The following is a 22,986-nucleotide window of genomic DNA, read 5'->3' as shown; positions in this document are numbered from 1 at the left end:
AGTCCGGGCTGGGTGGAACGGAGCATAGCGGCAGCCCGCTTGCTGCCGATGCTGCGCTGCATCGTATACTGCGGCCGTCGGAATACGTGGGGCACGCACAGATGCAGACTGAACACGCGCCCACGGCAAGCCGGGTGCATGCGGGCGAATGGCGCGCGGTGGGCATCTCCTTCGTCTATTTCTTCTGCGTGCTGGCCGCGTACTACGTGATCCGCCCGGTGCGGGAGCAGCTGTCGGCCGCGGTCGGCTCGACCCAGTTGCCGTGGTTCTACGCTGCCACCTTCGTCGCCACGTTGATACTCACCCCGGTGTTCGCCGCGCTGGCCTCGCGCTGGCCGCGGCGCAAGCTGGTGCCGGTGGTGTACCTGTTCTTCATCGCCTGCCTGCTGGCCTTCGTGCCGGCGTTCACCAATGTGGGCCTGCTCAGCCCGCGCATGCTTGGTATGGTGTTCTTCGTCTGGGTCAGCGTGTTCAATCTGATCGTGGTGTCGGTGTTCTGGATTTTCATGTCCGACATCTGGAGCCTGGACCAGTCGAAGCGGTTGTTCCCGGTGATCGCCGTCGCCGGCACGCTGGGCGCGCTGGCCGGTCCGGCGCTGACGCGCTCGCTGGTCGACGTGATCGGGGTGGCGCCGTTGCTGATGGTGTCGGCCGGCTTGCTGGGCATCGCGACGGTCTGCGTGGTGCTGCTGGGTCGCTGGGCGCGTGTGCATGGCGCCCGTCGGCACGAGGCCGGCCACGAGGACGCGGTCGGCGGCAGCATGTGGGACGGGTTGAAGCAGATATTCACCGATCCTTTCATCCGCGGCATGGCGGTGCTGCTGCTGCTGGCCGACGGTATCGGCACGGTCAACTATGCGCTGATGATCGACTATTCCGGCGCGACCTTCGCCGACGCGGCGGCGCGCACGCGTTTCCATGCCGATGTGGACCTGGTCTGCAACATCCTGACCGTGCTGATGCAGGTATTCGTGACCCGTTGGCTGTTGCCGCGGAAGGGGCCGGGGGTGTTGATCATGTTGTGGGCGTCGATCAGCGTGGCGGTCCTGCTGGTCGTGGTGTTCGCGCAGGATCCGCATGCCCCGCTGTTCACCCTGCCGTGGTTGGTCGGCCCGCTGGCGCCGACGGTGCTGGCGCTGATCGTCAGCCGCGGCCTGGCCTACGGCATGGCCGAACCGGCGCGGCACAGCCTGTACACGCGGGTACCGCGCAACGTGCGTTACAAGGGCCAGGATGCGGTCGACACCGCCGTCTGGCGCTTTGGCGACGTGGCCATTGCCACCGGCATGAACGGCCTGAAGACGCTGGGCATGAGCATCGGCGGATTTGCCGCCCTCAGCGCGGGCGCGGCCTTCCTGGCGGCCGGGATCGGCTGGCGGCTGTGGCGCCGGGTCGAGAACACCACCGATGCCGTGGCCGCGCGCCGCTGAAGCGAACCGGGAGGACGTGATGCTGATGTTGGCCAAGATATTGACCCTGCTGGTGGCAGGGTTGCACGGGTATTTCCTGGTGCTGGAGATGTTCCTGTGGACCCGCCCGCTGGGGTTGAAGACCTTCCGCAACACGCCGGAGAAGGCCGAGACGACGCGGGTGCTGGCGGCCAATCAGGGCCTGTACAACGGCTTCCTCGCCGCCGGCCTGCTATGGGGGTTGTGTACCTCGCAATGGAATGTGGTGCTGTTCTTCCTCGGTTGCGTGGTGGTGGCCGCGCTGTACGGCGCGTACAGCGTCAGCAAGCGCATCTTCTTCGTGCAGGGGCTGCCGGCGCTCGCGGCGATCCTCACAGTGATCCTGGTGACCTGACGCTATCGGCTCGCGTCGTGGCGGGGCGTGTTCGCTACTGCGCCGCACGCTTCGGCGTTACCCACATGCCGATGCGGGCGCGGAACACCGTTTCACCCTGCGGGTCGGAGATCGTCACTTCGACCGGCAGCTCGTAGCCTTCGCTGGTTTCGTGCGGCTCGAAGGCCGGGGTGGCCACCGCATGCATCGTGCCCACGGCTTTCTTCAGGTATTCCACCGCCATGCCTCTGGGAATCCAGCGCATCGAGGGTGGCAGGCTGACCTCGCAGCTCAGGCCGCCGATGAATTCGGCCAGGTTGCACAGGGCGATCGCGTGTACGGTGCCGATATGGTTGGTGACGCCGCGGCGATGCCGGATTGTCGCTTCGCCGCGTCCCGGTTGCAGTCGCGTCACCCGCGGGCCGATGCTGCCGAAATATGGCGCCTTGAAGCAGATCAGCTTCGAGAACAACCACTTGCCGAGCGGCTTGCCGGCGAGCGTGTTGTAGAGGGACAGGACCTGATTGCTCATCGCGACCGCCATTGTTTCTTGTCCGTCATCCCGGCGGCTTTTAACAGCCGCCGGGATGACGATCCAAGGGTTTGCTTTCCAGTAAACAACGACGGCGTCGGGTAGACGCCGTTGTTGCGCATGCCTTACGCCGCTTCGCGCGGCTGCCGCTTGTGCTGCGGCAGGTCGTAATAGCTGGCCGCGCGCAGTTCGTGTGGGTCGAAATCGTCCACCGTGATCGCGTCCAGGGTGATTTCGCGCAGTTCTTCCAGTTGCTTGCGCTCATCGGCGGTGATCCATCCCTCGTTGACGCCCTCGTCGAGCTGGGTCTCGAAGTCCAGCGCCTCGATGTCGCTGTTCTTCAGCGCCTTCAGGAACTTGCGCTCCACCGGTTCGGCCAGCACCGCCTTGGCCAGATAGCTGTTAATGCGACCGCCGGGGTTGTTTTCGCACGGGGTCAGGAACACGCCGCGGGCCAGGCGCTCGCGGGCCTCGTTGGGCGCCATCAGCAGCAGGGCCACGCGATGGCTCAGGCGATCGCCCGGCGCGACCGCACGCCGGCCCCACGGAAACACCACCGGCCACAGCAGCCAGCCCAGCGGCTTGATCGGGAAGTTGCGCAGCGCCTGCGACAGCGCCAGCTCGATCTCGTAGGCGCTGTTGTGGAAGGCCCAGGCCAGCAGCGGACGGTCGCTCTGCGGCGCGCCTTCATCGTGGTGGCGCTTGAGCACCGCACCCATCATGTACAGATGGCTGAGCACGTCGCCCAGGCGCCCGGATAGCGACTCCTTGAACTTCAGCTTGCCGCCCAGCGCGCCGAGCGAGACGTCGGTCAGCAGGGCCAGGTTGGCCGCGTAGCGGTCCAGCTTGCGGAAGTAGCGGCGGGTGTAGTCGTCGCCCGGCGCCGAACCGAACTTCGAGCCGGTGATGCCGAACCAGAACGAACGCACCGCGTTGGAGATGGCGGCGCCGATGTGCGGGAACAGCGCCGCGTCCAGCGCATCGACCCCGGCGCGCGGGTCGCTTTCCTGCGCCGCCTTCATCTCCTTCATGATGTACGGGTGGCACAGGATCGACCCCTGGCCGAAGATCAGCAGGCTGCGGGTCATGATGTTGGCGCCTTCGACCGTTATCGCGATCGGCGAGGCCTGCCAGGCGCGGCCGGCGAAATTCCGCGGCCCCAGGATGATGCCCTTGCCGCCGATGATGTCCATCACGTCCTTGGCGACGTCGCGGCCCATGGTGGTGCAGTGGTACTTGGCGATCGCCGACGGCACCGACGGCACGTCGCCGCGATCGACCGCGGCCGCGGTCGCCTGCGACAGCGCGCTGATCGCGTAGGCCTTGCCGCCGATCCGCGCCAGCGCCTCCTCGACGCCCTCGAAGCGGCCGACCGACAGCCCGAACTGCTTGCGGATGCGCGCATAGGCGCCGGTCACCGCGGCGCCGGACTTGGCCCCACCGGAGGCGGTGGAGGGCAGGGTGATCGAACGGCCCACGGCCAGGCATTCGTTGAGCATGTTCCAGCCCTTGCCGGCCATTTCCACGCCGCCGATCAGCTGGCTGAGCGGGATGAACACGTCCTTGCCGCGGATCGGCCCATTCTGGAAGGTCGAGTTCAGCGGGAAGTGGCGACGGCCGATCTCCACGCCCTCGGTATCGCGCGGCAGCAGGGCTAGGGTGATGCCGATGTCCTGGGTGTCGCCCAGCAGGCCGTCCGGATCGTACATGCGGAAGGCCATGCCGATCAGGGTCGCCACCGGCGCCAGGGTGATGTAGCGCTTGTCGAAGGTCATGCGCACGCCAAGCACGTTGGCGCCGTTCCACTCACCCTTGCAGACGATGCCGTAGTCGGGGATCGAGGTGGCGTCGGAGCCGGCGAACGGCCCGGTCAGGCCGAAGCAGGGCACTTCCTGGCCGGCGGCCAGCCGCGGCAGGTAATGGTCCTTCTGTTCCTGGGTGCCGTAGTGCATCAGCAGCTCGCCCGGGCCCAGCGAATTGGGCACGCCAACGGTCGAGCTGACCACGCTGCTGACCGAGGCCAGCTTCTGGATCACCTTGTGGTGGGCCAGCGCGGAAAAGCCCAGGCCACCGTAGTTCTTCGGAATGATCAGGCCGAAGAAGCGGTTCTGCTTGATGAAATCCCACAGCTCCGGCGGCAGGTCGGCGTAGACGTGGGTGATCTCCCAGTCGTTGGTCATCCGGCACAGTTCTTCGACCGGGCCGTCGAGGAAGGCCTGTTCATCGTCGCTCAGCTGCGGCTTGGGATAGTTCAGCAGCTTGTTCCAGTCGGGGTCGCCGCTGAACAGGTCGCCCTCGAAACCGACCGAGCCGGTTTCCAGCGCGATGCGTTCGGTCTGCGACAGCGGCGGCAGCGCCTTGCGCAGGAATTTCAGCGCCGGCGCGGTCAGCAGCGGCTTGCGCACGGCCGGGATCAGCAGCGGCAGGGCGATCACGGCGAGCAATGCGCCGAGCACGACAACGGTCGGCGCGCTGGCGCCCAGCAGCCAGCAGGCGACCAGGGCCGAGCCGGTCAGTGCAGCCCAGACCGCCAGGCGCATGCGATGGAAGGCGGCAATGGCGCCGATCAGCAGGACGACGAGGATGGGGATCGCGATGCTCATGGGTGGGCTCCTGTAGCGGGGGCCGTGGCAGGGTGAGTGGAAACCGGGACGACGGCCGGCAGACCGGCCAGATAGTCGCGGACGGTGGAGGTGAAGCTGTCGTTGTCGTCGCCGGCCAGCATGTGGGTGGCGTCCGGCAGGTGCGCGTGTTGCGCATGCGGCGCCAGCGTACGGAATTCCTCGACCGTGCGCGCGGACCCCAGGTCGCTGCGTCCGCCGCTGATCAGTAGCAGCGGGCAGCGGATCGTGTGCGCGGCCTCGGCGATGTCGTCCTGGTGGCGGGCGCAGTCGCGGACCAGATCGTCGACCAGGCGCGGGTCCCAGTGCCAGTTCCAGCGCCCTTCGGCGTTCTGCCGCAGGATCTCGCGCAGTTCCTCGGCGCTCTTGCGAGTGCGCCGCTGCGGCAGGTAGGCGGCGATGACCTCGCTGGCGTGCTCCAGCGAATCGAAGCCCTGCGGGAAGGCGGTGATGAACGCCAGAATCCGCTCCAGGCCGGCGGCTTCCCAGCGCGGGGTGATGTCGACTAGCACCATGGCGCGGAACAGGCCCGGCCAGCGCGCCTCGGCCAGCAGGCCGAACAGGCCGCCCATCGAGGCGCCGACCAGCACCGGCGGCTGCGGCTGTTCGCCGGCGAGCACGATCAGGTCGTCGGTGAACTGTTCGCCGGCATAGGCAAGCCCGGCCGGGTTGCAGCCCGATCCGCCATGGCCGCGGGCGTCGTATGTCAGCCCGGGGTAGCCCAATCGCGCCAGTTGCTGGGCGCTGCGCTGCCAGGCATGGCGGGTCTGGCCGAATCCGTGGGCGAACAGCAGGGCCGGCCCCGACTGCAGCGCGGCCGGGGTGTCGAAACGGCTGACTGCCAGCGACAAACCTTCGGCGCCCGTCATCGTCGGCGATGACTGCAGACCAGTCTGCGCGAGAGTCTCGTCTTGTTCCATACGGATTAGTATGGAGTTGGCAAATTGCAGGAGTCAATCCGGAAGTCACATTATTGGCTCGAACCCGCGGATTGGCCCCCTCAGCCCGGAAATTCGGGCCTGCCGGTGCTGCGCCGCAGCGCAAATTTCCGCGATTGCGGCCGAAAACATACTGCTGCAAACCTCCCCGTATGGTTAAATGCGGGTCATGACCACGACCGCAGCCCAGGCACCCGTCCCCGCCCAACGCAATGCCCGCCTCAGCGCCGACGACTGGGCGCAGGCGGCCCTGGACCTGGTCGCCGAGCAGGGCGTGGCCGCGGTCGCGGTCGAGCCGCTGGCGCGCCGGCTGGGAGTGACCAAGGGCAGCTTCTACTGGCACTTCCCGTCACGCGACGCCCTGTTGCGCGCCGCGCTGGAGCGCTGGGAGACGGTCGAGCAGGAAAGCGTGTTCGGCAGCCTGGAGGCGGTGTCCGACCCGCACCAGCGGCTGCGTGAGCTGTTCCGCGTGGTCGGCTTCGAGGTCAAGCCGCACATCATCTACAGCGAACTGCTGAAAGCGCTGGACCATCCGGCCGTGCAGCCGGTGATCGACCGCGTGTCCAAGCGCCGGCTCGACTACCTGACCGCGACCTTCCGCCAGGCCGGCCTCGGCCGCGACGATTCCCGCCACCGCGCGCGCCTGACCTATGCCGCCTACATCGGCTTCCTGCAGCTGAATCTGCAACTGCAGCAGCCGAAGCTGCAGCACGACGAGTTCGAGGCCTATCTGGAACACGTCATCCAGACCTTGGTGCCCTGACCGCCCGCGCGGCTTAAACCATCGCGGCGGTCCCGGCATCCCAGACGGTATGCTGAATGCAGCCGTGAGCGAAGTCCTGACCGAAGCCCCGTCCGCCGATGCGGTCGCGGAGATCGATGCCGCCCTGGCGCGCGATGCTGCCGGCGGTGACGGCAAAGCCTTTGCCTCGCTCTACCAGCGCCACGCCGGACGCGTGCACGGCGTCATCGCCCGCCTGGTCGGCGGGCAGGGCGCGCGGGCCGAGGACCTGACCCAGGAAGCCTTCGTGCGCGCGTGGCAGGCCCTGCCGCGGTTCCGCTTCGAAAGCGCGGTATCGACCTGGTTGCACCGGCTGGCAGTGAACACCGCGCTGATGGAATTGCGCAGCCGTCGCAGCGGACCGCGCTGGGACGCCGAGGACGACACCCTGGACAGGTTGGACGTGCCGGATTCGGCCGGCCACGGCATGGCGCTGGGCATGGATCTGCAACGCGCGGTCGACAGCCTGCCGCCGCGGGCGCGGGCGGTACTGGTCCTGCACGACGTGGAAGGCTGGAAGCACGAGGAGATCGCCGCCGAGCTGGGCATGGCGGTCGGCAGTTCCAAGGCACAATTGCATCGCGCCCGGCAGTTGCTGCGCGGGCGCTTGGGAGACGGCACATGAACCGGATCGAAGAAACCCGCGACGATGGTTTGCGCTGGCAGCTGCGCGCCCTGCGTCAGGACACTCCCCCCGGCCGCGACCTGTGGCCGGAGATCGCCGCGCGCATCGCCGCCACCCCGCAGCAGCAGACAGCGACGCGCGATGCCCGCTGGCAGGCACCGCGCTGGTTGCCGGCCGCGCTGGCCGCCTCGGTGCTGCTGGCGGTCGGGGGCGTCTGGCTGGGCGGTGGGCCCGCCGACACGCTCGGTCATGCGCCCATGGCGAGCAGCAGTCCCGTCATCGAGCGCGAAGCCGTGCGCCTGGCGCGCCAGTACGAAACCGCGCTGGCGGTCATGCCGCAGGCCCAGGCGCGGCCCGAATACGCCCCGGCCTTGCAGGATCTGGACCGCAACGTCGTCCAGATCCTCGATGCCATCGACCACAACCCGTCGTCGCGACGCCTGCTGGAGCAGCTGCGCCGCACCTACGCCCTGCGCCTGGAACTGACCCAGCGCGCCATTCCGACCTGAGGAAACCATCATGCGTATCGCCTGCCTGTCTTCCTGCCTGCTGCTGGCCCTGGCGCCATCGGCCATGGCCGCCACCCCGATCAACGAAACCCGCCCGCTCGACGCCGACGGCCAGGTCGAGATCGAAAACCTCAAGGGCAGCATCCAGGTCCGCGCCTGCCGCTGCGAGCAGGTGGAGATCCGCGGCAGCCTGGGCGAGGGCGTGGAGAAGCTGGTCGTCGAAGGCGATGGCCGGCACCTGGTGGTCAAGGTCCGCTACCCGAAGAACAACGGCTGGCGCGGCGACAAGACCGAGCCGACCCGGCTGGAACTGATCGTGCCGCTGCAGGCCGGGCTGGATATCGAATCGGTATCGGCCGATGTCGACGTCAACGGCGTGGCATCGCGTTCGCTGTCCATCGACAGCGTCAGCGGCGATGTGGTCGTTGCCGCCGCGCCGCACGAAGCCGACATCGAGAGCGTCAGCGGCAACCTGCTGCTGACGCTGAACACCGCCGAGATCAGCGCCGAAACCGTCAGCGGCAACCTGAGCCTGAAGGGGCGCCTGGTGGGCGAAGTGGATGTCGAGACGGTCTCGGGCAACATCACCGTTCAGGTCAACCCGGAAGAGCGTGTGCGCAAGTTCTCGGCCAGCACGGTCAGCGGCCGCATCCGCCTGCAGACGGCCCTGGCCGAAAACGGCGAGATCGATGTCGAAACCGTCAGCGGCGACGTCGGCTTGGTACTGCCGGCCAACCTGTCGGCGCGGGTCAGCGCCGAAACCTTCAGCGGCAACCTCAAGGCCCCCGGCGTAACCGTCGATCGTCCCAAATACGGCCCCGGCGCCAGCTTCGACACCCGCTACGGCAATGGCGATGGCGAGATCCGTATCGAGACGTTCTCGGGCAGCGCCACCCTGAGGGTTGAATGATCCGATCATTGCAGCGCGCTTGAAGTAGCCAGACGTTTGTTCGGAGGAGAACATCATTATCGGGTGATGGATATCGTCGGTTCGTCTTATGATGTTGGCGTAGAGGAGAGAGCCCTAAGGTGTATGCATGCAGCTGACCTCAGCGCAAGCTTGGAGTCGTGCAGAAGCCATTGCCAGGAACCATCCTGAAAAGGCTCTCAATGCGTTTGAGTCCTTGCTTTCCTGTTCGGATCTGAAGGGGATGGCACACCTCAGACTGGGGGTCATAGCCGCCAGAGCGGGGAGGATGCGGGATGCGGTGGCGCATACCCTTGCATCTGCTTCTGCGCAACACCCTGATCCTGAATTTCAGCTGATGCTGGCGAGGCAGCTTGCCGATCTGGGAGAGCTGCAATCGGCACTGGGTTGCATAGAGGAGCTTGGCGTTCTGGATGGGATTGACCCCTCCGTTCTAGCGAATGCGGGGAAGACGCTCGCCGATTTTTCCTTTTATGACCGTGCAGAGGAGTTTCTCGTACGTGCTGCACGTGCCGGAGTCAGATCTGCCGTAATCGAGTATCTGATCGGTCTTTCGCGGATGTACTGCGGCAAGATTGGAATGGCGCAGGAATCGCTTGAGGCGTGCTTGCGCATCGATCCTGGCTTCGCCCCGGCCATGCGGGCCCTAGTAACTAGCCGCCGCCAAACTGCAGACAACAATCATGCTGACAGGATGCGTTCGCTCCTGGCGCGTGTCGGCGATCAGCATGCCTTCGCTCCGTTGCTGCATTACAGTCTGTTCAAGACATTCGACGACATGGGAGACGAGCGAACGGCTTGGACCCATCTGGAAGCGGGCATGAGGCTCCGGCGTGCCCAGATCAGCTATGACGAACCTGGACAGCGCGCCCTGTTCGATGCGCTGGAGCAGTTTGCGCCACAGCAATGTGATGCTGCGTCGGATGTAACCGGAGCGGTGCCGATATTCATCGTCGGGCTGCCCAGGTCCGGCAGCACCCTGCTGGAACGGATGTTGTGCACGAATCCAGGTGTGGTCGATGCGGGCGAGTTGCGTGATTTCGTCTGTCAGTTGCGATGGGTGTGCGACAGCATCGGTGGCCCGCATCTTGATGTGCAACTGGTAGATAGGGCGAAAGAGTGCGACTGGACAGAGCTAGGTCGCCGATACCTTGAACACACCCAATGGCGGGCCGGCAGCGCTGGGTTTTATACTGACAAACTTCCTGCAAATTCCATGGTCGCGGGCTACATTGCCCAAGCGTTACCCATGGCGAAGATCGTTCACATAGCACGCGACCCGATGGATGCCTGTTTTTCCAACATGAAGGCATTGTTCGCCGACGCGTATCCATACAGCTACGATCAGGGAGAGATGGCACGTCATTTCTTGTGGTACCGCCGACTGATGTCTCATTGGCATGAGATGTTTCCTGGGCGGATACTGGACATCCGCTATGAGGAGTTGGTGGCCCAGCCCGAAGTTGGCATGTCTCGTGTACTAGAGTTCTGCGGGATAAGGCGGGCGCCCGGAATCGATTTTGCGACGACGAGACTGGACGGAATGATAGGAACCGCTAGTACGGTGCAGGTGCGCGAGCCGGTCCATTCCGGCTATGTGGGGCAGTGGCAGCGGTATCGGGCCCATCTTGGGCGCTTGCAAAGTCAGCTCGGTGAGACAGAAGCTTGACTCGGGGCGGCGTAGATAAGTCGGCCGTAACCTGAGTTTTGCATTCAGCCCGTATTTGCCGGATTAAGACGGCAGAGGGGATTAGGTGCGCTCGTTGCAATCTCACGTTTTTGTGAGATCAATCATCAAGTGCATGAAAAATAAGAAGAAAAATCACAAACGGCTTGAATCGCAAGTAGTGAGCGGGAGGCCATTTCATCGCCGTAAAAATTGCGTTATCCTTCAGTCACCAGCTGTGGGTCCGTTTCCTGCAGCTGCTCCTTTGGTGCGGGTCGCAAGTCCGTGTCCATTATTCTGAACTCTGGAGAGAGCCTCTAAATGACTAACCTCAAGAAACTGCCCAACGCGATCAAGCTTGCGCTTTTCGTCAGTGCGGCGTCGTTGAGCACCGGGACTGCCTTTGCGCAGGACAGCGACTCGTCTGGTGAAGCCACGACGCTGGATCGCGTTGAAGTCACGGGTTCGCGACTGAAGCGCGCCGATATCGAAGGCGCATCCCCGGTCATCGTGATTGACCGTGCGCAGATCGATGCGTCCGGTGACGTGTCGGTTGCCGATGTGCTGCGCGACAGCACTTTTGCCTCGTTCGGTAACTTCAAGCCGCAGTCTGGTAGTTCGGCGCAGAGCTTGTCGACTATCAACTTGCGTGGTTTGGGTTCTGGCCGCACGCTTGTCCTGATTGACGGACGTCGTGCCCCGACCAACCCGATGTCGGCCTCGTCTGGCGCGGACGTGAATGCGATTCCGCTTGCAGCTGTGGAACGGATCGAAATCCTGTCTGATGGCGCCTCAGCTGTCTACGGTTCCGATGCAATTGGCGGCGTGGTCAACATCATCCTGCGTAAGGATTTCAATGGCGCAGAACTTCGAATTGGCACTGGCCAAACCGCGATCACTGGTGGCGATCTGGAAGATGCTTCGGCAGTGTTCGGCGTGTCCGGTGACCGTGGTCGTTTGGTGGGTGGTGCGTCGAAGGCCAGCCGTGGCATGGTGTTCACTCGTGACCAGATCGGTGGCGAAACTCTCGGTGTTTCGACTTACGGCAACAACTACTACGACTGGGATACCGGTCTGATTGTTGCTGTTCCAGGCTTCGACTGCCCGTCAACCACCGAGCGCAATGTCGACTATCCGTTCTGGGCGCAGTCGAACGGTCGTTGCTCGTTCGACTTCAACTCTGTGGCGGCTAACGAAGCGTCGGTGGACAATACTGCGGTCTTCGTGCGCGGGGATTACCAGATCAACGACGATTGGCTGGTATATGCCACGTTCTCCAACACAAAGGTCGAGACCTTCGGTCGTTATGCTCCGGTGCCGGGTGTTGTTATCGCCAGTGACGGTACTCCGAATGACGTCGTCCAGGGCGACGGTTTGCCGACATACTTCTTCCACCGCTTTGCGGCTGCCGGCAATCGCGATACTTACACCACGGCCAACAATGCTGACTATCTGATTGGCTTCCAGGGTCAGTTGACCGACAAGATTTCGGTCGAGTTTGGCGCTCGCCGCACCAACTACGACTATGACGAACTGGGCTACGGCTACATCATCCAGAGTCTGGCCAATCAGGCGGTGGATGCGGGTGATTACGTGCTGACCGATCCGTATGGTGCCAGTCAGGAAACGCTGAACGGCTTCACTGCCACGATCGGGCGCAATTCGTTCTTCAAGACCAAAGAATGGTTCGGTAACGCCACCTTCGATCTGTTCGAAATGGGTGGAGGCCTCTCTTCTGTGGTCGTCGGTGGCGAATACCGCGAAGAGGACTACATGGACTTGTATGATTCGCTGTCGCAGGCGGGTGTTGTCTTGGGTTCGGCGGGTGGCGCGTCTGCCGGTGGTCGTGAAGTGTCTTCCGCCTACTTTGAGTGGCTCTTTCCGTTCACTAGTGCGTTCGATGTGACCGTAGCTGGCCGTTATGACAAGTACAGTGATTACGGTAATGATTTCTCCCCGAAGATCTCGGGTCGCTGGCAGCCGATGGATAATCTGACATTCCGTGCGTCGTGGGGCCAGGGTTTCCGTGCCCCGGGTCTGGATATCCTGACTCAGGCGCCGTCTTTCTCGGCCGATCCAGTGCAGGACCCGGCAAGCTGCTTGTTCAACGGATTGACCGCGGACTGCCTCAACAACGGAGTTTCGGACGAAGTTCAGGTTGATACCTACTACATCGCCAATCCGGGCCTGTCTTCCGAGCAGTCCGAGCAGTACAGCATCGGCGTGGTCTGGGATCCGACCGAGTGGTTGGACCTGTCCGTGGACTTCTGGAACATCGAGATTGATAACAATATTTCGTCGATCAGTGCCCAGGACATCGTCAACATGGATCTGGATCCGGCGAATTACGGCGAGATTCCACCCGGTTTGAGCATTACCCGCTCTCCAGTGGATGGGCACATCACCGAAATCATCGCTGGTTACGGCAATGTGGGTAACTTGAAGACGAATGGTTTCGATTTCCGCGCCAATACGGACTTCGACTTTGGGGCTGCAGGCAGTCTGAAGAACATGCTGACGGTGTCGTATACCAACAAGTACGAAATCACCTCTCCGGGATCCACTATTGATTACATCGGGTATCTGGGGACGCCGAAGTACCGTGCCAACTTGCAGAACTATTGGAAGCTTGGTGATTTCGGTGTGATCTGGGGAATCAACTATATTGATGGTCAGGAAGATCCGGACGGTACCAGCGTCGGTGGTTATGCCACCAATGATCTTCAGTTCAACTGGGAGACCCCGTGGAACTCGACGATCAGCGTCGGCGCGATGAACATCGGTGACCGTTATCCGGAACTTGTTGGGTATGATGGTCGTCCATGGAACTTCTATCTCTATGATGCCTACGGGCGTACCACGTACTTCCGCTACACCCAGCGTTTCTGATACAGCTGGACCCTGTTGCATGGAAAAGGCCCCGCATGTCGGGGCCTTTTTCTTTGCGTGGAGTGCCGAATCGCATATCTTGTGGAAATCATGATGGATACCGGAAAACGGCAAGCTTGGTCCACCTATTGGTCATCGGGCGCCCTGCATTCATGCACAAGCAGTTTTCATGGAAATTATTCCGGCATATTGGCGGATTTCTGGATGGAGGTCTTCCAGGAGAGACCAGCAAGACGGATGCTAGATCTCGCGACGGGGAATGGTGCCGTGCCGAAGTTGGCCTTGGAATGCATACGGACACGGCCTCTCGAGATTGTAGGCGTGGATTTGGCAGATATCTTGCCGGATTGGATCAATGATGGGCAAAAGGATATCTTGCACATGCATTCCGGAGTTCACCTTGAGACGCTGCCGTTTTCGGACGGAGAATTTGACTTGATTACGAGTCAGTACGGGATCGAATACGCAGAGTGGCCGCAGGCCGTGAATGAAGCGGTCAGGGTGTGTGAAGCGGGTGGCCGACTTGCGTGCGTAATTCATCACGAGAATTCGGTCGTTGTTCGCGTTGGAGAGCAAGAGAACACTAATTTGTCTCTCTTGTTGGCGGATGATGGGGTTTTGGACGCGGCCTCGAAGGTGCTGCCGTGGTTAGGTGATGCAAGGCATGCGACAGTGCCGGCATCGAACTTCCCCGAGAAAGTGCAAGCTCGATTGGGCTACAACACCGCAATGGACAAGATCGCCGAAGTTCTAGTTGACAACTTTGTACCGGACATCTTGCTTCAGTTTCGGCATGAGGTTCATGCGCTACTGTCGCGCGTGAGCAGGGCCGAGATCGGGGTCGACACAGCGTTCAACCGACTCAGACAATGGCGCGATGCATTGGAAGCGTCCAAGTCGAGAACCACAAGCATGATCGAGTCTGCACGGAATGCTGATTCCATTCTCGAGTTCGGTCATATTGTGATGCGGAGGTATCCTGGTGCCAGGCTAGATATCACTGAATTGCAGCAGGATGAAGGAGTACTTGGCTGGGGCGTCAAAGCTCTTCTGCAATGATCGCGAGCTACTTCGAGACAAAATGCTCAGAATAATGGCGCCATCGGCCTACGGATTTGTGGTGGATCGGCTGCTGAACTTGCCAACGACTAGGTGTGTGAATGACGCTTCTTCCAAGGTGAGGGGAGAGGCAATCCTGCTCCCAATTCAGCCCCAAGAACTCGATCATCGCCTTTGATACTACTCGTGGCTCTTGCACAAGTCTTTCGTACTGTACTTCCAGGATGGGCAGTTGGGTATTGTGCTGCCAATGATGCATGACTTGCTCCTGCATGGCGGCATAGTGCGCAATGTCATCCAGATCAGTGGCGAAACGAGCTTCGGGGGCCATGTTTTCGCTATAGGTTGAAATTGCAAGATCGCGCGCATCCCTGCGGCACCAGATTACGTGCGCCAGGGGGAACATCAGCTGGATGAGCCCTAGTCTAAGAAAATTCAGCGGCGCCTTATCCACGATACGGATCGAGTCGTTTGGTGCTCCCTGGGTTAGTTCGTTCAAATAGTTTGAAATTTCTTCTTTGATGAGGGCTCGTGCAGCAACAGCAAACGAAGGCTTGTCTCGCATGGGCTGCAAACGAGACATCAATCGCCTTTCTATCCACCACAACTCCTGCAGCTCTCCTCGCCCATATGCCTTGGAGTGCGTAGAGATGATCTGCTCGACCAAAGTCGTTCCGCTGCGAGGCATGCCGACCACCAATACTGGCCTGGGATCCGTGGATGCCAAATCTTCTGCGGCGGATCGCAATTCTGCAGATACGAACTGCAATGACTGTCGCGTCCATCTGGACAACATTGCTCGATCCAGTGCGCCATATTTCTTTCGCTTGGCAGAGTTTCCAGCATGCCAGTGGAGCATCGCGCCGGCATAGTCGCCTCGCTTGTCCAATACCTTGCCCACTTCTTTCGAAAGAATGGAATATTCTTCTGCTTCCAGCTTCGTGCTGGAAAGCAATTTGTCTGCTTTGGCCAGCAGCTGAGTCATGTCATTGGTTGGCCCTAGCCCGAGCATGGCGGCGAGAGGAAGTCCCCAATCGGGTTTTACCGCGTGGGCGCGCTGGTATGCTTCCAATGCTTCCTCGCGCTTTCCAAGGTCTTCGCAAGATTGAGCCAGTGCCATCCACAGTTCGGGAGTGCCCGAGCTTCTACGTAGCGCATCCTGATACAAATCGCGAGCCTTCGAATGCTCTCCGCATTGGTCAAAAGCCCAGCCGGCTTTCAAGCGCAAGTCTTGATTGTTCGGTGAAAGCTGACTAAGTCGGAGGTAATGATTCGCTGCGATACGAAAATGACCAGACTCAAGCATCAGGCTTGCGAGTGGCTTGATCAATCTCGGATTGTCCGGAAGCAGGTGATTCGCTTGCTCCAAAGCTTGCGCGGCTTCTTCAGCTTTGCCCGATTCCTTGAGTACCCGTGCTAAGGTCTCCCATCCTTCTAAATGCGTCGGCACCATAGAAACATTGTCGCGAAGGTATTCGACGGCTTCATCCAAACGTCTAAGGTATGCAAGCAAGCAGCCAGTCCGAAATTTCGTATCAGAAGAGTTCGGATCGAGTTTGCACGCTCTGACCATGTATGGCGCCGCCCGCTCATGACATCCAAGGCGCGACCATGACAGTGCTATCTTCAGGCAGCAGTGAAGTGATGGATTCGTGGCAAGCGTCAGGCCGGACAGAACATGCTCGGCACCACGCAAATCCCCTCTGTCAATAAGCCCGCTGGCAGTCTCGACTTGGGATTCTAGACGCCTATTTTCCAACGAGTGAGCCGTCAGAGATCCTGCTGATACCGCACGTAGGGCACGGTACCCTCGTCGCTCTCGTTGTTAGGCGAGAAGGGGTTCTTGCCGCGGGTGACGACGTTTTCGGCGCCGACGGTGAGCTGACCGCTCCACGGGGTGCGCCAGGTCAGGCCGACGCCGAGGCCTTCCCAGCTGCTGGACTGGCCGGGGACATCGACCACGCGGCCGACGATGTTGGCGCTGAAGTCGCCGTAGCCGCCACCCACGCTGAGGCTCTTGCTGTTCCAGCGGTCGGCGATCGTCGGCAGATCGGCGGCGGGAATCAGGCGGGCACGGGCGATCGCGCCGCCGATGCGGACGAAGCCTTCGCGGCCGATGTTCTTCTCGCCGAATACGGCCAAGTCGTTCTGCTCGATCTGGGTGCCGCCCTTGCCGGACATCAGCCAGGAGGGCAGGGTGTCGCGCCCGCTGCCGGCCGAAAGGCCGAGCCGTGCGCCGGGGCGGGACAAGGTGGCGCCGGCCGACACGCGCTGGCTGGCATTCGAGTCGCCGTCGAACGCGGCCAGGTTGCAGTGGTTGACCAGACTGCCGATGGTGCTGGCGATGCCGGTCTGGCGGTTGCAGACCAAGCCCAGCGAATCGCCGGACTGCAGGCCGAAGGCGGTATTGATGGTATTGGCGCCGAAGCGCCACTTGGTGCCGGCGCTGGCTTCGCCGGTGGGCTCCAGCAGCAGCAGCGCTTCGACCTTGCCGTTGTTGTTGAGAACTGGCAGATACGCCGAGCCGTCATTGCCGGACTGCGTCCGCGATTGCGCATGCGCCCCCGCTGCCATGCCGAGGGCAAGCAGCAGTGCGAGCGATGATCGCAGGCGACGCGATTTCATGACGGATTTCAGGCTCCCAACGTGCCGAAGGCAGTTCCCCGCCCCTAATAAGTTAAGGGGAAAGCGAATCTTAGCCGATTCATGAATGTTCAACAAATGTTAAGCATCCACGCCCCGCCCGGTCAATGTAGCCGACTCGGGACAGGGGCTTCGACCGCCGCAGCGCTGAAAAGTTCATCGATTCCAGCCCGGCCGAACAAATAGTCGTGTCCACAAAACTCACATTTGACCCGGACGGTATCATCTTGCAGTGCAGCATGCGCTTCCTCGCTGCCAAGCGATTGCAGCATGGCCGCGACCCGTTCCCGCGAGCAGGAGCAGGCGAACGCCAGCGGGCGGGTACCCAGCAGCTGCACCTGTTCTTCGTGGAACAGGCGGACCAGCAGGGTTTCGGCGGAGGTGTCCAGCAGTTCCGGCTCGGCCAGCGTGTCGAACAGGGCTCCGGCCCGGTTCCAGCCATCCTCGTCGCCCTCGTCGCCGGGCAGCTTCTGCAGCATCAGGCCGGCGGCCTCATGCTCCGTGGCCGCCAGTAGCAGGCGGGTGGGCAGTTGCTCGGACTGCCGGAAATAGTCTTCGAAGGCCTCGGCCAAGCTGGGTGCCTGCAGGCTCACCAGGCTCTGATAGCGCTGCGGCTCGCGCGGATCCAGGCCGGGATTCTCGATGGTGATGGCCAGCACGGCGTCCTCGCCCAGCCGGGCCAGGTCGCGCGACGGCGTCGTGCCTTCCTCCCAGCGCGCGATCCCGCGCAGGGTGCCTTGGGCGGTGCATTCGGCGAACAGGGTGCGCAGGTCGCCACTGCCGCGCAATTGCACCGACAGGCGTCCGTCGACTTTCACGTGGCCGGTGAACAACGCCGCGGCCGCGGTGGCCTCGCCGAGCAGGCTTGCGACCGAGGCCGGGTAATCGCCATGCGAGAGGACCTGTTGCCAAGGATCCTGCAGGCGCACATGCACGCCGCGCACACCGGCGGCAGGCAGCAGGAAGCGGGTCAGGGCGTCGGAAGTCTGGTCAGGCATGGCGGGTGCAGGAAGGCGGGAAGGGATGCGGCTGCAGGCATAATGCAAGGGAAACGGATCGCTGGAAGATGGGGGCGATGGCGGACATGCGCAAGCGGGGAAACTGCCGGTGAACGAAACGGTTGCCGCTCCTCCGCGTCGCCACCGCTGGCTGCGGCGTCTGCTGGCGCTGCCGTTGCTGCTGGCGGCGTTCAGCGTGTTGCAGGTGCTGGTGCTGCGCTTCGTCGATCCGCCGTTTTCCTCGTTCATGCTGATCCGCCAGGGCGAAGCCTGGATGCAGGGCGACGGGTCGTTCCGCATCGCCTACGACTGGCGCGACCTGGACCGGATCGCGCCGTCGCTGCCAATGTCGGTGATCGCCGCCGAGGACCAGAACTTCGCCGCGCATTCGGGTTTCGACCTGCAGGCCATCCGCAAGGCGCAGGCCAGCAATGCCAAAGGGCGCAAGCTGCGCGGCGCCAGCACGATCAGCCAGCAGACGGCCAAGAACCTGTTCCTGTGGCAGGGCAGCAGCCGGCCCTCGCGCTGGCTGCGCAAGGGGCTGGAAGCCTGGTACACGATGCTGATCGAAGCCTTGTGGCCGAAGCGGCGGATCCTGGAGGTGTACGTCAACGTGGCTGAATTCGGCAATGGCATCTACGGTGCCGAAGCGGCGGCGGGCAGTTACTGGAAGAAGCCGGCCCTGCGGCTGGAGGCCGGGCAGAGCGCGCGACTTGCGGCGGTGCTGCCGGCGCCCCGGCGCTACAGTGCGACCCGGCCGGGGCCCTACGTACAGCGGCGGGCACGGTGGATCCAGCGCCAGGTGCGCCAACTGGGCGGTACCGCTTACCTGCGGAATCTGGAATGATCGCCCGATGAGCCAGGAACGCCTGACCGTGGTGATCGCGGCGAAGAACGAAGCCGCCTCGCTGCCGAAGCTGCACCCACGTATCGCCGCGGTGCTGCGCCGGCTGGACGACATCGACGGCCGGGTGTTGTACGTCGACGACGGCAGTACCGACGACACCTGGGCGCAGATGCAGCGCATCGCCCGCAACGACCCGACGGTGTCGCTACTGCGGTTGTCGCGCAACTTCGGCAAGGAACTGGCGTTGACCGCCGGACTGGACCGGGTCGAGCACGGCGCAGCCATGATTCTGGACGCGGACGGACAGGACCCGCCGGAACTGATCCCGCAGTTCGTCGCCCAGTGGCGCGAAGGCCACGACGATGTGCACGGCACCCGCATCCAGCGCGATGGCGAGGGCTGGCTCAAGCGCGCTACCGCAGCGGCGTTCTACCGGGTAATCGGGCGGCTGTCGAAGACGCCGATACCGGCCGACACCGGCGACTACCGCCTGCTGTCGCCGCGCGCGCTGGCCGCCCTGCGGCAGTTGCGCGAACGGCATCGTTTCATGAAGGGGTTGTTCGGCTGGGTCGGCTTCAACCAGGTGTCGATTCCGTACCGGCGCGAGGCGCGGCTGGCCGGAAGCAGCAACTTCGGCCTATGGAAGCTGTGGAACTTCGCGCTGGAAGGCATCACCAGCTTTTCCACTGCGCCGCTACGGGTGGCGACCTATCTGGGCGTGCTGACCGCGCTGCTGGCGTTCGCCTTCGCGGTGTGGATCGTGCTCAAGGCGCTGTTCTGGGGCGACCCGGTGGCCGGCTGGCCGTCGATGATGGTGGTGATTCTGTTCCTCGGTGGCGTACAACTCGTTGCGCTGGGGCTGATCGGCGAATATCTGGGGCGCTTGTACGACGAGGTCAAGCAGCGGCCGCTGTATCTGGTCGATGTGTGGCAACCCGATGCGGCAGGAGTATCCTTGTCTGGCATCCACACGGGGAAGGTCGGCCATGCGCACGGTAAGGCAGTTGTTGGGGGAGAAGACGCCTGAGATCTACGCGGTAGCTCCGGGCGATTCGGTGATCGACGCAATCCGGCTGATGGCCGAGAAAGGCGTCGGTGCGGTACTGGTGATGGAAGGCCCCAGGTTGGCCGGCATCGTTTCCGAGCGCGACTACGCGCGCAAGATCGTCCTGCACGGCAAGTCCTCGTCGGGCACACCGGTCAGCGAGATCATGACCGCCAAGGTCATCACGGTGGGCCCGGACGACAGCGTGGATCGCTGCATGCAGGTCGTCACCGAGCACCGCATCCGCCATTTGCCGGTGACGCAAGGGGACGAGGTCGTCGGAGTGATTTCCATCGGCGACCTGGTCAAGGCGGTGATCGAGGACCAGCAGGTCGAACTGGATCAGTTGCAGCGGTATATCGCGAGTTAGGGAACCTCTGAACAAGTCGCCCTCAATCGGTGACATTGCTTTGATTGTGATCTACGGAAATTATTTTTGACGAATGGATTCTCAGCAATGGAAACAGCGGCATACATAAGCGCGGTCGTTGCACTCATGGTAGTTGTCATTGCAATGCAACCAATGCAACCCAAGCCTCGTCCCGTTTCCGATTTGCCGGGGCCTTCCGATGAGGTTCGAGAACTCATGGGGTGTGGAAAGATGGTTGCCGCGATCCGTGCATATCGGAAGCAGACGGGCGCTAGTCTGCTTGAAGCCAGCAACGTCGTCGGATGCCACACGGACTGACAATCCACTCCAGTCGTATGTCTATTGTGATGCTGCCTTGCGTCAGGACAACACCTGCCGAGTCACCGCGACGAAGTGGCAGACGCTACCGGCGATGACGAACAAATGCCAGATGGCGTGCGAGTAGCGGATCGACTCGCGGTGGTAGAAGTAGGTGCCCAGCGTGTAGAACACGCCGCCGCCCAGCAGCCAGCCCAAGGTCCAGGCATCCAGCGACGACAGCATCGGCTTGATCGCCACGATCACCAGCCAGCCCATCGCCACGTAGATCAGGGTCGATAGCGTCTTGAAGCGGCCGGTGTAGAACAGTTTGAACAGCACCCCGGCAATGGCCAGCGCCCAGATCGCCGCGAACAGCCCCCAGCCCCACGGCCCGCGCAGGCCGATCAGGGTGAACGGCGTATAGGTGCCGGCGATCAGCAGGTAGATCGCGCAGTGGTCGAACACCTTCAGCCGGCCCTTGGCGACCGGGTGCTGGATGGCGTGGTACAGGGTGGAGGCCGTGTACAGCAGCAGCAGGGCCACGCCGAACACGATGGCACCGGCCAGTTGCCAGCCATCGCCGTAGATGGCAGCCAGGGTGATCAGCACCGCACCGCCGGCCAATGCCGCCGCCGCACCGACCCCGTGGGTCAACGCGTTGGCGATCTCGTCGCGCAGTTCGGTCAGATCGTCGTGCAGCGAGGCATGGGGGTTCATGCGCCCAAATTACCGCAATGCAGCAATCGGTGCATCCGTGCGCCGACGTCAGATTCAGCGGCGGGTATGGCTGGTGATGGGAATCACGCGCCCGGATCGATGCCTGAGGCCTCTATTCCACCGCCACGCTGTGCGCGTGTTCGCGGGTGGCGCGGAACTCGACGCCGGGGGCGCGTTCTTCGGCCAGTTGCAGGTTGACCCGGGTCGGGGCGATGTAGACCAGCTCGCCGGCGGCGTCCAGGGCCAGGTTCAGCGCGTTCTTCTCGCGGAACTCTTCCAGCTTCCTGGCGTCGTCGCAGTGGATCCAGCGCGCGGTCGCCACCTGCACCGGTTCGAAGCTGGCGTCCACGCCGTATTCGTCCTTGAGCCGGTAGGCGACCACGTCGAACTGCAGCACGCCGACCGCGCCGAGGATCAGGTCGTTGCTCATCAGCGGGCGGAAGAACTGGGTGGCGCCTTCCTCCGACAGCTGGGCTAGGCCTTTCTGCAACTGCTTCAGCTTGAGCGGATCGCGCAGGCGGGCACGGCGGAACAGTTCCGGGGCGAAGTTGGGGATGCCGGTGAACGACAGCGACTCGCCTTCGGTGAAGGTGTCGCCGATCGAGATGGTGCCGTGGTTGTGGATGCCGATCACGTCGCCCGGATACGCCTCGGCGGCGATTTCGCGGTCGCTGGCCATGAAGGTCAACGCGTTCGCCAGCTTCATTTCCTTGCCGCTGCGGACGTGGAAGGCTTTCATGCCCGCAGTGAATTTCCCCGAGCAAACGCGCATGAAGGCGACGCGATCGCGGTGTTGCGGATCCATGTTGGCCTGGATCTTGAACACGAAACCGCTCAGCTTGTCCTCGGTCGGTTGCACCGTGCGCCCAGTGGTGGCGCGCGGCTGCGGCGAGGGTGCGTGTTCGACGAAAAAATCCAGCAACGGCTGCACGCCGAAGTTGTTGACGCCGGAGCCGAAGAACACCGGGGTCTGTTCGCCACGCAGGTAGGCCTCGGGGTCGAATTCGGCGGCGGCGCCCTGCACCAGTTCCAGTTCATCGCGCAGCGCGGCCAGCATGTCGGCGCCGATCCTTTCGGCCAGCCCCGGCGCGTCCAGCGACGGGAAGATGGTCGAATCCTGGCGGGTGAAGTTGCGTCCCGGTTCGTACAGATGCACCTCGCCGCTGATCAGGTGGACCACGCCCTTCAGCCGCTGGCCCATGCCGATCGGCCAGGTCACCGGCGCGCACTGGATGCCCAGCACGCGTTCGACTTCGTCCAGCAGTTCGATCGGGTCCTTGCCTTCGCGGTCGAGCTTGTTGATGAAGGTCATGATCGGGGTGTCGCGCAGGCGGCACACTTCCATCAGCTTGATCGTGCGTTCCTCCACGCCCTTGGCCACGTCGATGACCATCAGCGCGCTGTCCACCGCGGTCAGCACCCGGTAGGTGTCCTCGCCGAAGTCGGCGTGGCCGGGGGTATCCAGCAGGTTGACGATGCGGCCCTCGTAGGGGAACTGCATCACCGAGCTGGTCACCGAGATGCCGCGTTCCTTTTCCAGCGCCATCCAGTCGGAGGTCGCATGGCGGGCGGCCTTGCGGCCCTTGACCGAGCCCGCCATCTGGATCGCACCGCCGAACAGCAGCAGCTTTTCGGTCAGCGTGGTCTTGCCGGCGTCGGGGTGGGAGATGATGGCAAAGGTGCGGCGGCGCGCGGCTTCGTGGGCGACATCGGAGAGAGGGGCAGCAGACATGGGA

The 22,986-nt window shown here is 63.0% G+C and carries 20 protein-coding genes; 12 read left to right on the top strand and 8 right to left on the bottom strand.

Features of this window, described 5'->3' with window-relative positions; translation table 11 throughout:
• Window positions 1–101: 101 nt before the first annotated feature.
• Both CSC70_RS05185 and CSC70_RS05180 read left to right on the top strand, forming a co-directional pair.
• Window positions 102–1,430: an NTP/NDP exchange transporter gene (locus CSC70_RS05185; RefSeq protein WP_162455597.1), complete on the top strand. Its 1,329-nt coding sequence runs from the start codon at window positions 102–104 to the stop codon at window positions 1,428–1,430.
• A gap of 19 nt (window positions 1,431–1,449) precedes the next feature.
• Window positions 1,450–1,803, top strand: a complete 354-nt coding sequence (locus CSC70_RS05180) for a DUF1304 domain-containing protein (protein ID WP_162455596.1) — start codon at window positions 1,450–1,452, stop codon at window positions 1,801–1,803.
• A gap of 34 nt (window positions 1,804–1,837) precedes the next feature.
• Here CSC70_RS05180 and CSC70_RS05175 read toward each other — a convergent pair whose 3' ends face one another.
• The 3 genes from CSC70_RS05175 to CSC70_RS05165 all read right to left on the bottom strand — a co-directional run bounded on the left by CSC70_RS05175 (window position 1,838) and on the right by CSC70_RS05165 (window position 5,804).
• Window positions 1,838–2,314 (bottom strand): hotdog fold domain-containing protein, encoded by a 477-nt coding sequence (locus CSC70_RS05175; RefSeq protein WP_162455595.1) that lies wholly within the window; start codon window positions 2,312–2,314, stop codon window positions 1,838–1,840.
• A 125-nt stretch (window positions 2,315–2,439) separates the two neighbouring features.
• Window positions 2,440–4,917: an acyl-CoA dehydrogenase gene (locus CSC70_RS05170; protein ID WP_162455594.1), complete on the bottom strand. Its 2,478-nt coding sequence runs from the start codon at window positions 4,915–4,917 to the stop codon at window positions 2,440–2,442.
• Complete coding sequence (locus CSC70_RS05165; RefSeq protein ID WP_162455832.1) at window positions 4,914–5,804, bottom strand: alpha/beta fold hydrolase; 891 nt, start codon at window positions 5,802–5,804, stop codon at window positions 4,914–4,916. The genes CSC70_RS05170 and CSC70_RS05165 overlap by 4 nt, the downstream gene beginning before the upstream one ends.
• Before the next feature lie 238 nt (window positions 5,805–6,042).
• Between CSC70_RS05165 and CSC70_RS05160 the strand changes: the two genes are divergently transcribed.
• The 7 genes from CSC70_RS05160 (at window position 6,043) to CSC70_RS05130 (ending at window position 14,330) form a co-directional block, all read left to right on the top strand.
• The gene (locus tag CSC70_RS05160; RefSeq protein ID WP_162455593.1) at window positions 6,043–6,636 is read left to right on the top strand and encodes a TetR/AcrR family transcriptional regulator; all 594 of its coding nucleotides are present in this window, start codon (window positions 6,043–6,045) and stop codon (window positions 6,634–6,636) included.
• Between the two features lie 49 nt (window positions 6,637–6,685).
• Window positions 6,686–7,279 (top strand): RNA polymerase sigma factor, encoded by a 594-nt coding sequence (locus CSC70_RS05155; RefSeq protein ID WP_162455592.1) that lies wholly within the window; start codon window positions 6,686–6,688, stop codon window positions 7,277–7,279.
• The gene (locus CSC70_RS05150; RefSeq protein WP_162455591.1) at window positions 7,276–7,788 is read left to right on the top strand and encodes a hypothetical protein; all 513 of its coding nucleotides are present in this window, start codon (window positions 7,276–7,278) and stop codon (window positions 7,786–7,788) included. The genes CSC70_RS05155 and CSC70_RS05150 overlap by 4 nt, the downstream gene beginning before the upstream one ends.
• 10 nt (window positions 7,789–7,798) lie before the next feature.
• Complete coding sequence (locus CSC70_RS05145; RefSeq protein WP_162455590.1) at window positions 7,799–8,698, top strand: DUF4097 family beta strand repeat-containing protein; 900 nt, start codon at window positions 7,799–7,801, stop codon at window positions 8,696–8,698.
• Between the two features lie 127 nt (window positions 8,699–8,825).
• Window positions 8,826–10,385 (top strand): tetratricopeptide repeat-containing sulfotransferase family protein, encoded by a 1,560-nt coding sequence (locus CSC70_RS05140; protein WP_162455589.1) that lies wholly within the window; start codon window positions 8,826–8,828, stop codon window positions 10,383–10,385.
• Between the two features lie 318 nt (window positions 10,386–10,703).
• Window positions 10,704–13,271, top strand: coding sequence for a TonB-dependent receptor (locus CSC70_RS05135; RefSeq protein WP_162455588.1), 2,568 nt, complete (start codon window positions 10,704–10,706; stop codon window positions 13,269–13,271).
• Between the two features lie 90 nt (window positions 13,272–13,361).
• Complete coding sequence (locus CSC70_RS05130) at window positions 13,362–14,330, top strand: class I SAM-dependent methyltransferase (protein ID WP_162455587.1); 969 nt, start codon at window positions 13,362–13,364, stop codon at window positions 14,328–14,330.
• A gap of 7 nt (window positions 14,331–14,337) precedes the next feature.
• Here the strand turns inward: CSC70_RS05130 and CSC70_RS05125 are convergent, their stop codons facing one another.
• The 3 genes from CSC70_RS05125 to hslO form a co-directional block, all read right to left on the bottom strand.
• Window positions 14,338–15,843, bottom strand: coding sequence for a sulfotransferase (locus tag CSC70_RS05125; protein WP_162455586.1), 1,506 nt, complete (start codon window positions 15,841–15,843; stop codon window positions 14,338–14,340).
• A gap of 257 nt (window positions 15,844–16,100) precedes the next feature.
• The gene (locus tag CSC70_RS05120) at window positions 16,101–16,955 is read right to left on the bottom strand and encodes an XOO1806 family protein (protein WP_162455585.1); all 855 of its coding nucleotides are present in this window, start codon (window positions 16,953–16,955) and stop codon (window positions 16,101–16,103) included.
• Between the two features lie 122 nt (window positions 16,956–17,077).
• The gene (gene hslO / locus CSC70_RS05115) at window positions 17,078–17,971 is read right to left on the bottom strand and encodes an Hsp33 family molecular chaperone HslO (protein WP_162455584.1); all 894 of its coding nucleotides are present in this window, start codon (window positions 17,969–17,971) and stop codon (window positions 17,078–17,080) included.
• Between the two features lie 109 nt (window positions 17,972–18,080).
• Here hslO and mtgA point away from each other — a divergent pair, with 109 nt between their 5' ends.
• The 3 genes from mtgA to CSC70_RS05100 are packed head-to-tail and all read left to right on the top strand — an operon-like array spanning window position 18,081 to window position 20,233.
• Entirely contained in the window at window positions 18,081–18,818 is a 738-nt protein-coding gene (gene mtgA, locus CSC70_RS05110; protein WP_246189327.1) for a monofunctional biosynthetic peptidoglycan transglycosylase, read from the top strand.
• 7 nt (window positions 18,819–18,825) lie between these two features.
• Window positions 18,826–19,845, top strand: a complete 1,020-nt coding sequence (locus tag CSC70_RS05105; RefSeq protein WP_162455583.1) for a glycosyltransferase family 2 protein — start codon at window positions 18,826–18,828, stop codon at window positions 19,843–19,845.
• The gene (locus CSC70_RS05100; protein WP_162455582.1) at window positions 19,805–20,233 is read left to right on the top strand and encodes a CBS domain-containing protein; all 429 of its coding nucleotides are present in this window, start codon (window positions 19,805–19,807) and stop codon (window positions 20,231–20,233) included. The genes CSC70_RS05105 and CSC70_RS05100 overlap by 41 nt, the downstream gene beginning before the upstream one ends.
• 360 nt (window positions 20,234–20,593) lie before the next feature.
• Here the strand turns inward: CSC70_RS05100 and trhA are convergent, their stop codons facing one another.
• Together trhA and CSC70_RS05090 are read right to left on the bottom strand one after the other, a co-directional pair.
• Entirely contained in the window at window positions 20,594–21,250 is a 657-nt protein-coding gene (trhA, locus tag CSC70_RS05095; protein WP_162455581.1) for a PAQR family membrane homeostasis protein TrhA, read from the bottom strand.
• Window positions 21,251–21,362: 112 nt separating this feature from the next.
• Window positions 21,363–22,982, bottom strand: coding sequence for a peptide chain release factor 3 (locus CSC70_RS05090; protein WP_162455580.1), 1,620 nt, complete (start codon window positions 22,980–22,982; stop codon window positions 21,363–21,365).
• Window positions 22,983–22,986: the final 4 nt, after the last annotated feature.

The organism is Pseudoxanthomonas kalamensis DSM 18571 (assembly GCF_010211745.1).
In the GTDB taxonomy this organism is placed as follows: domain Bacteria; phylum Pseudomonadota; class Gammaproteobacteria; order Xanthomonadales; family Xanthomonadaceae; genus Pseudoxanthomonas_A; species Pseudoxanthomonas_A kalamensis.
Note: the sequence above shows the minus strand (reverse complement) of the source record. Positions and strands in the feature narration are given on the sequence as shown.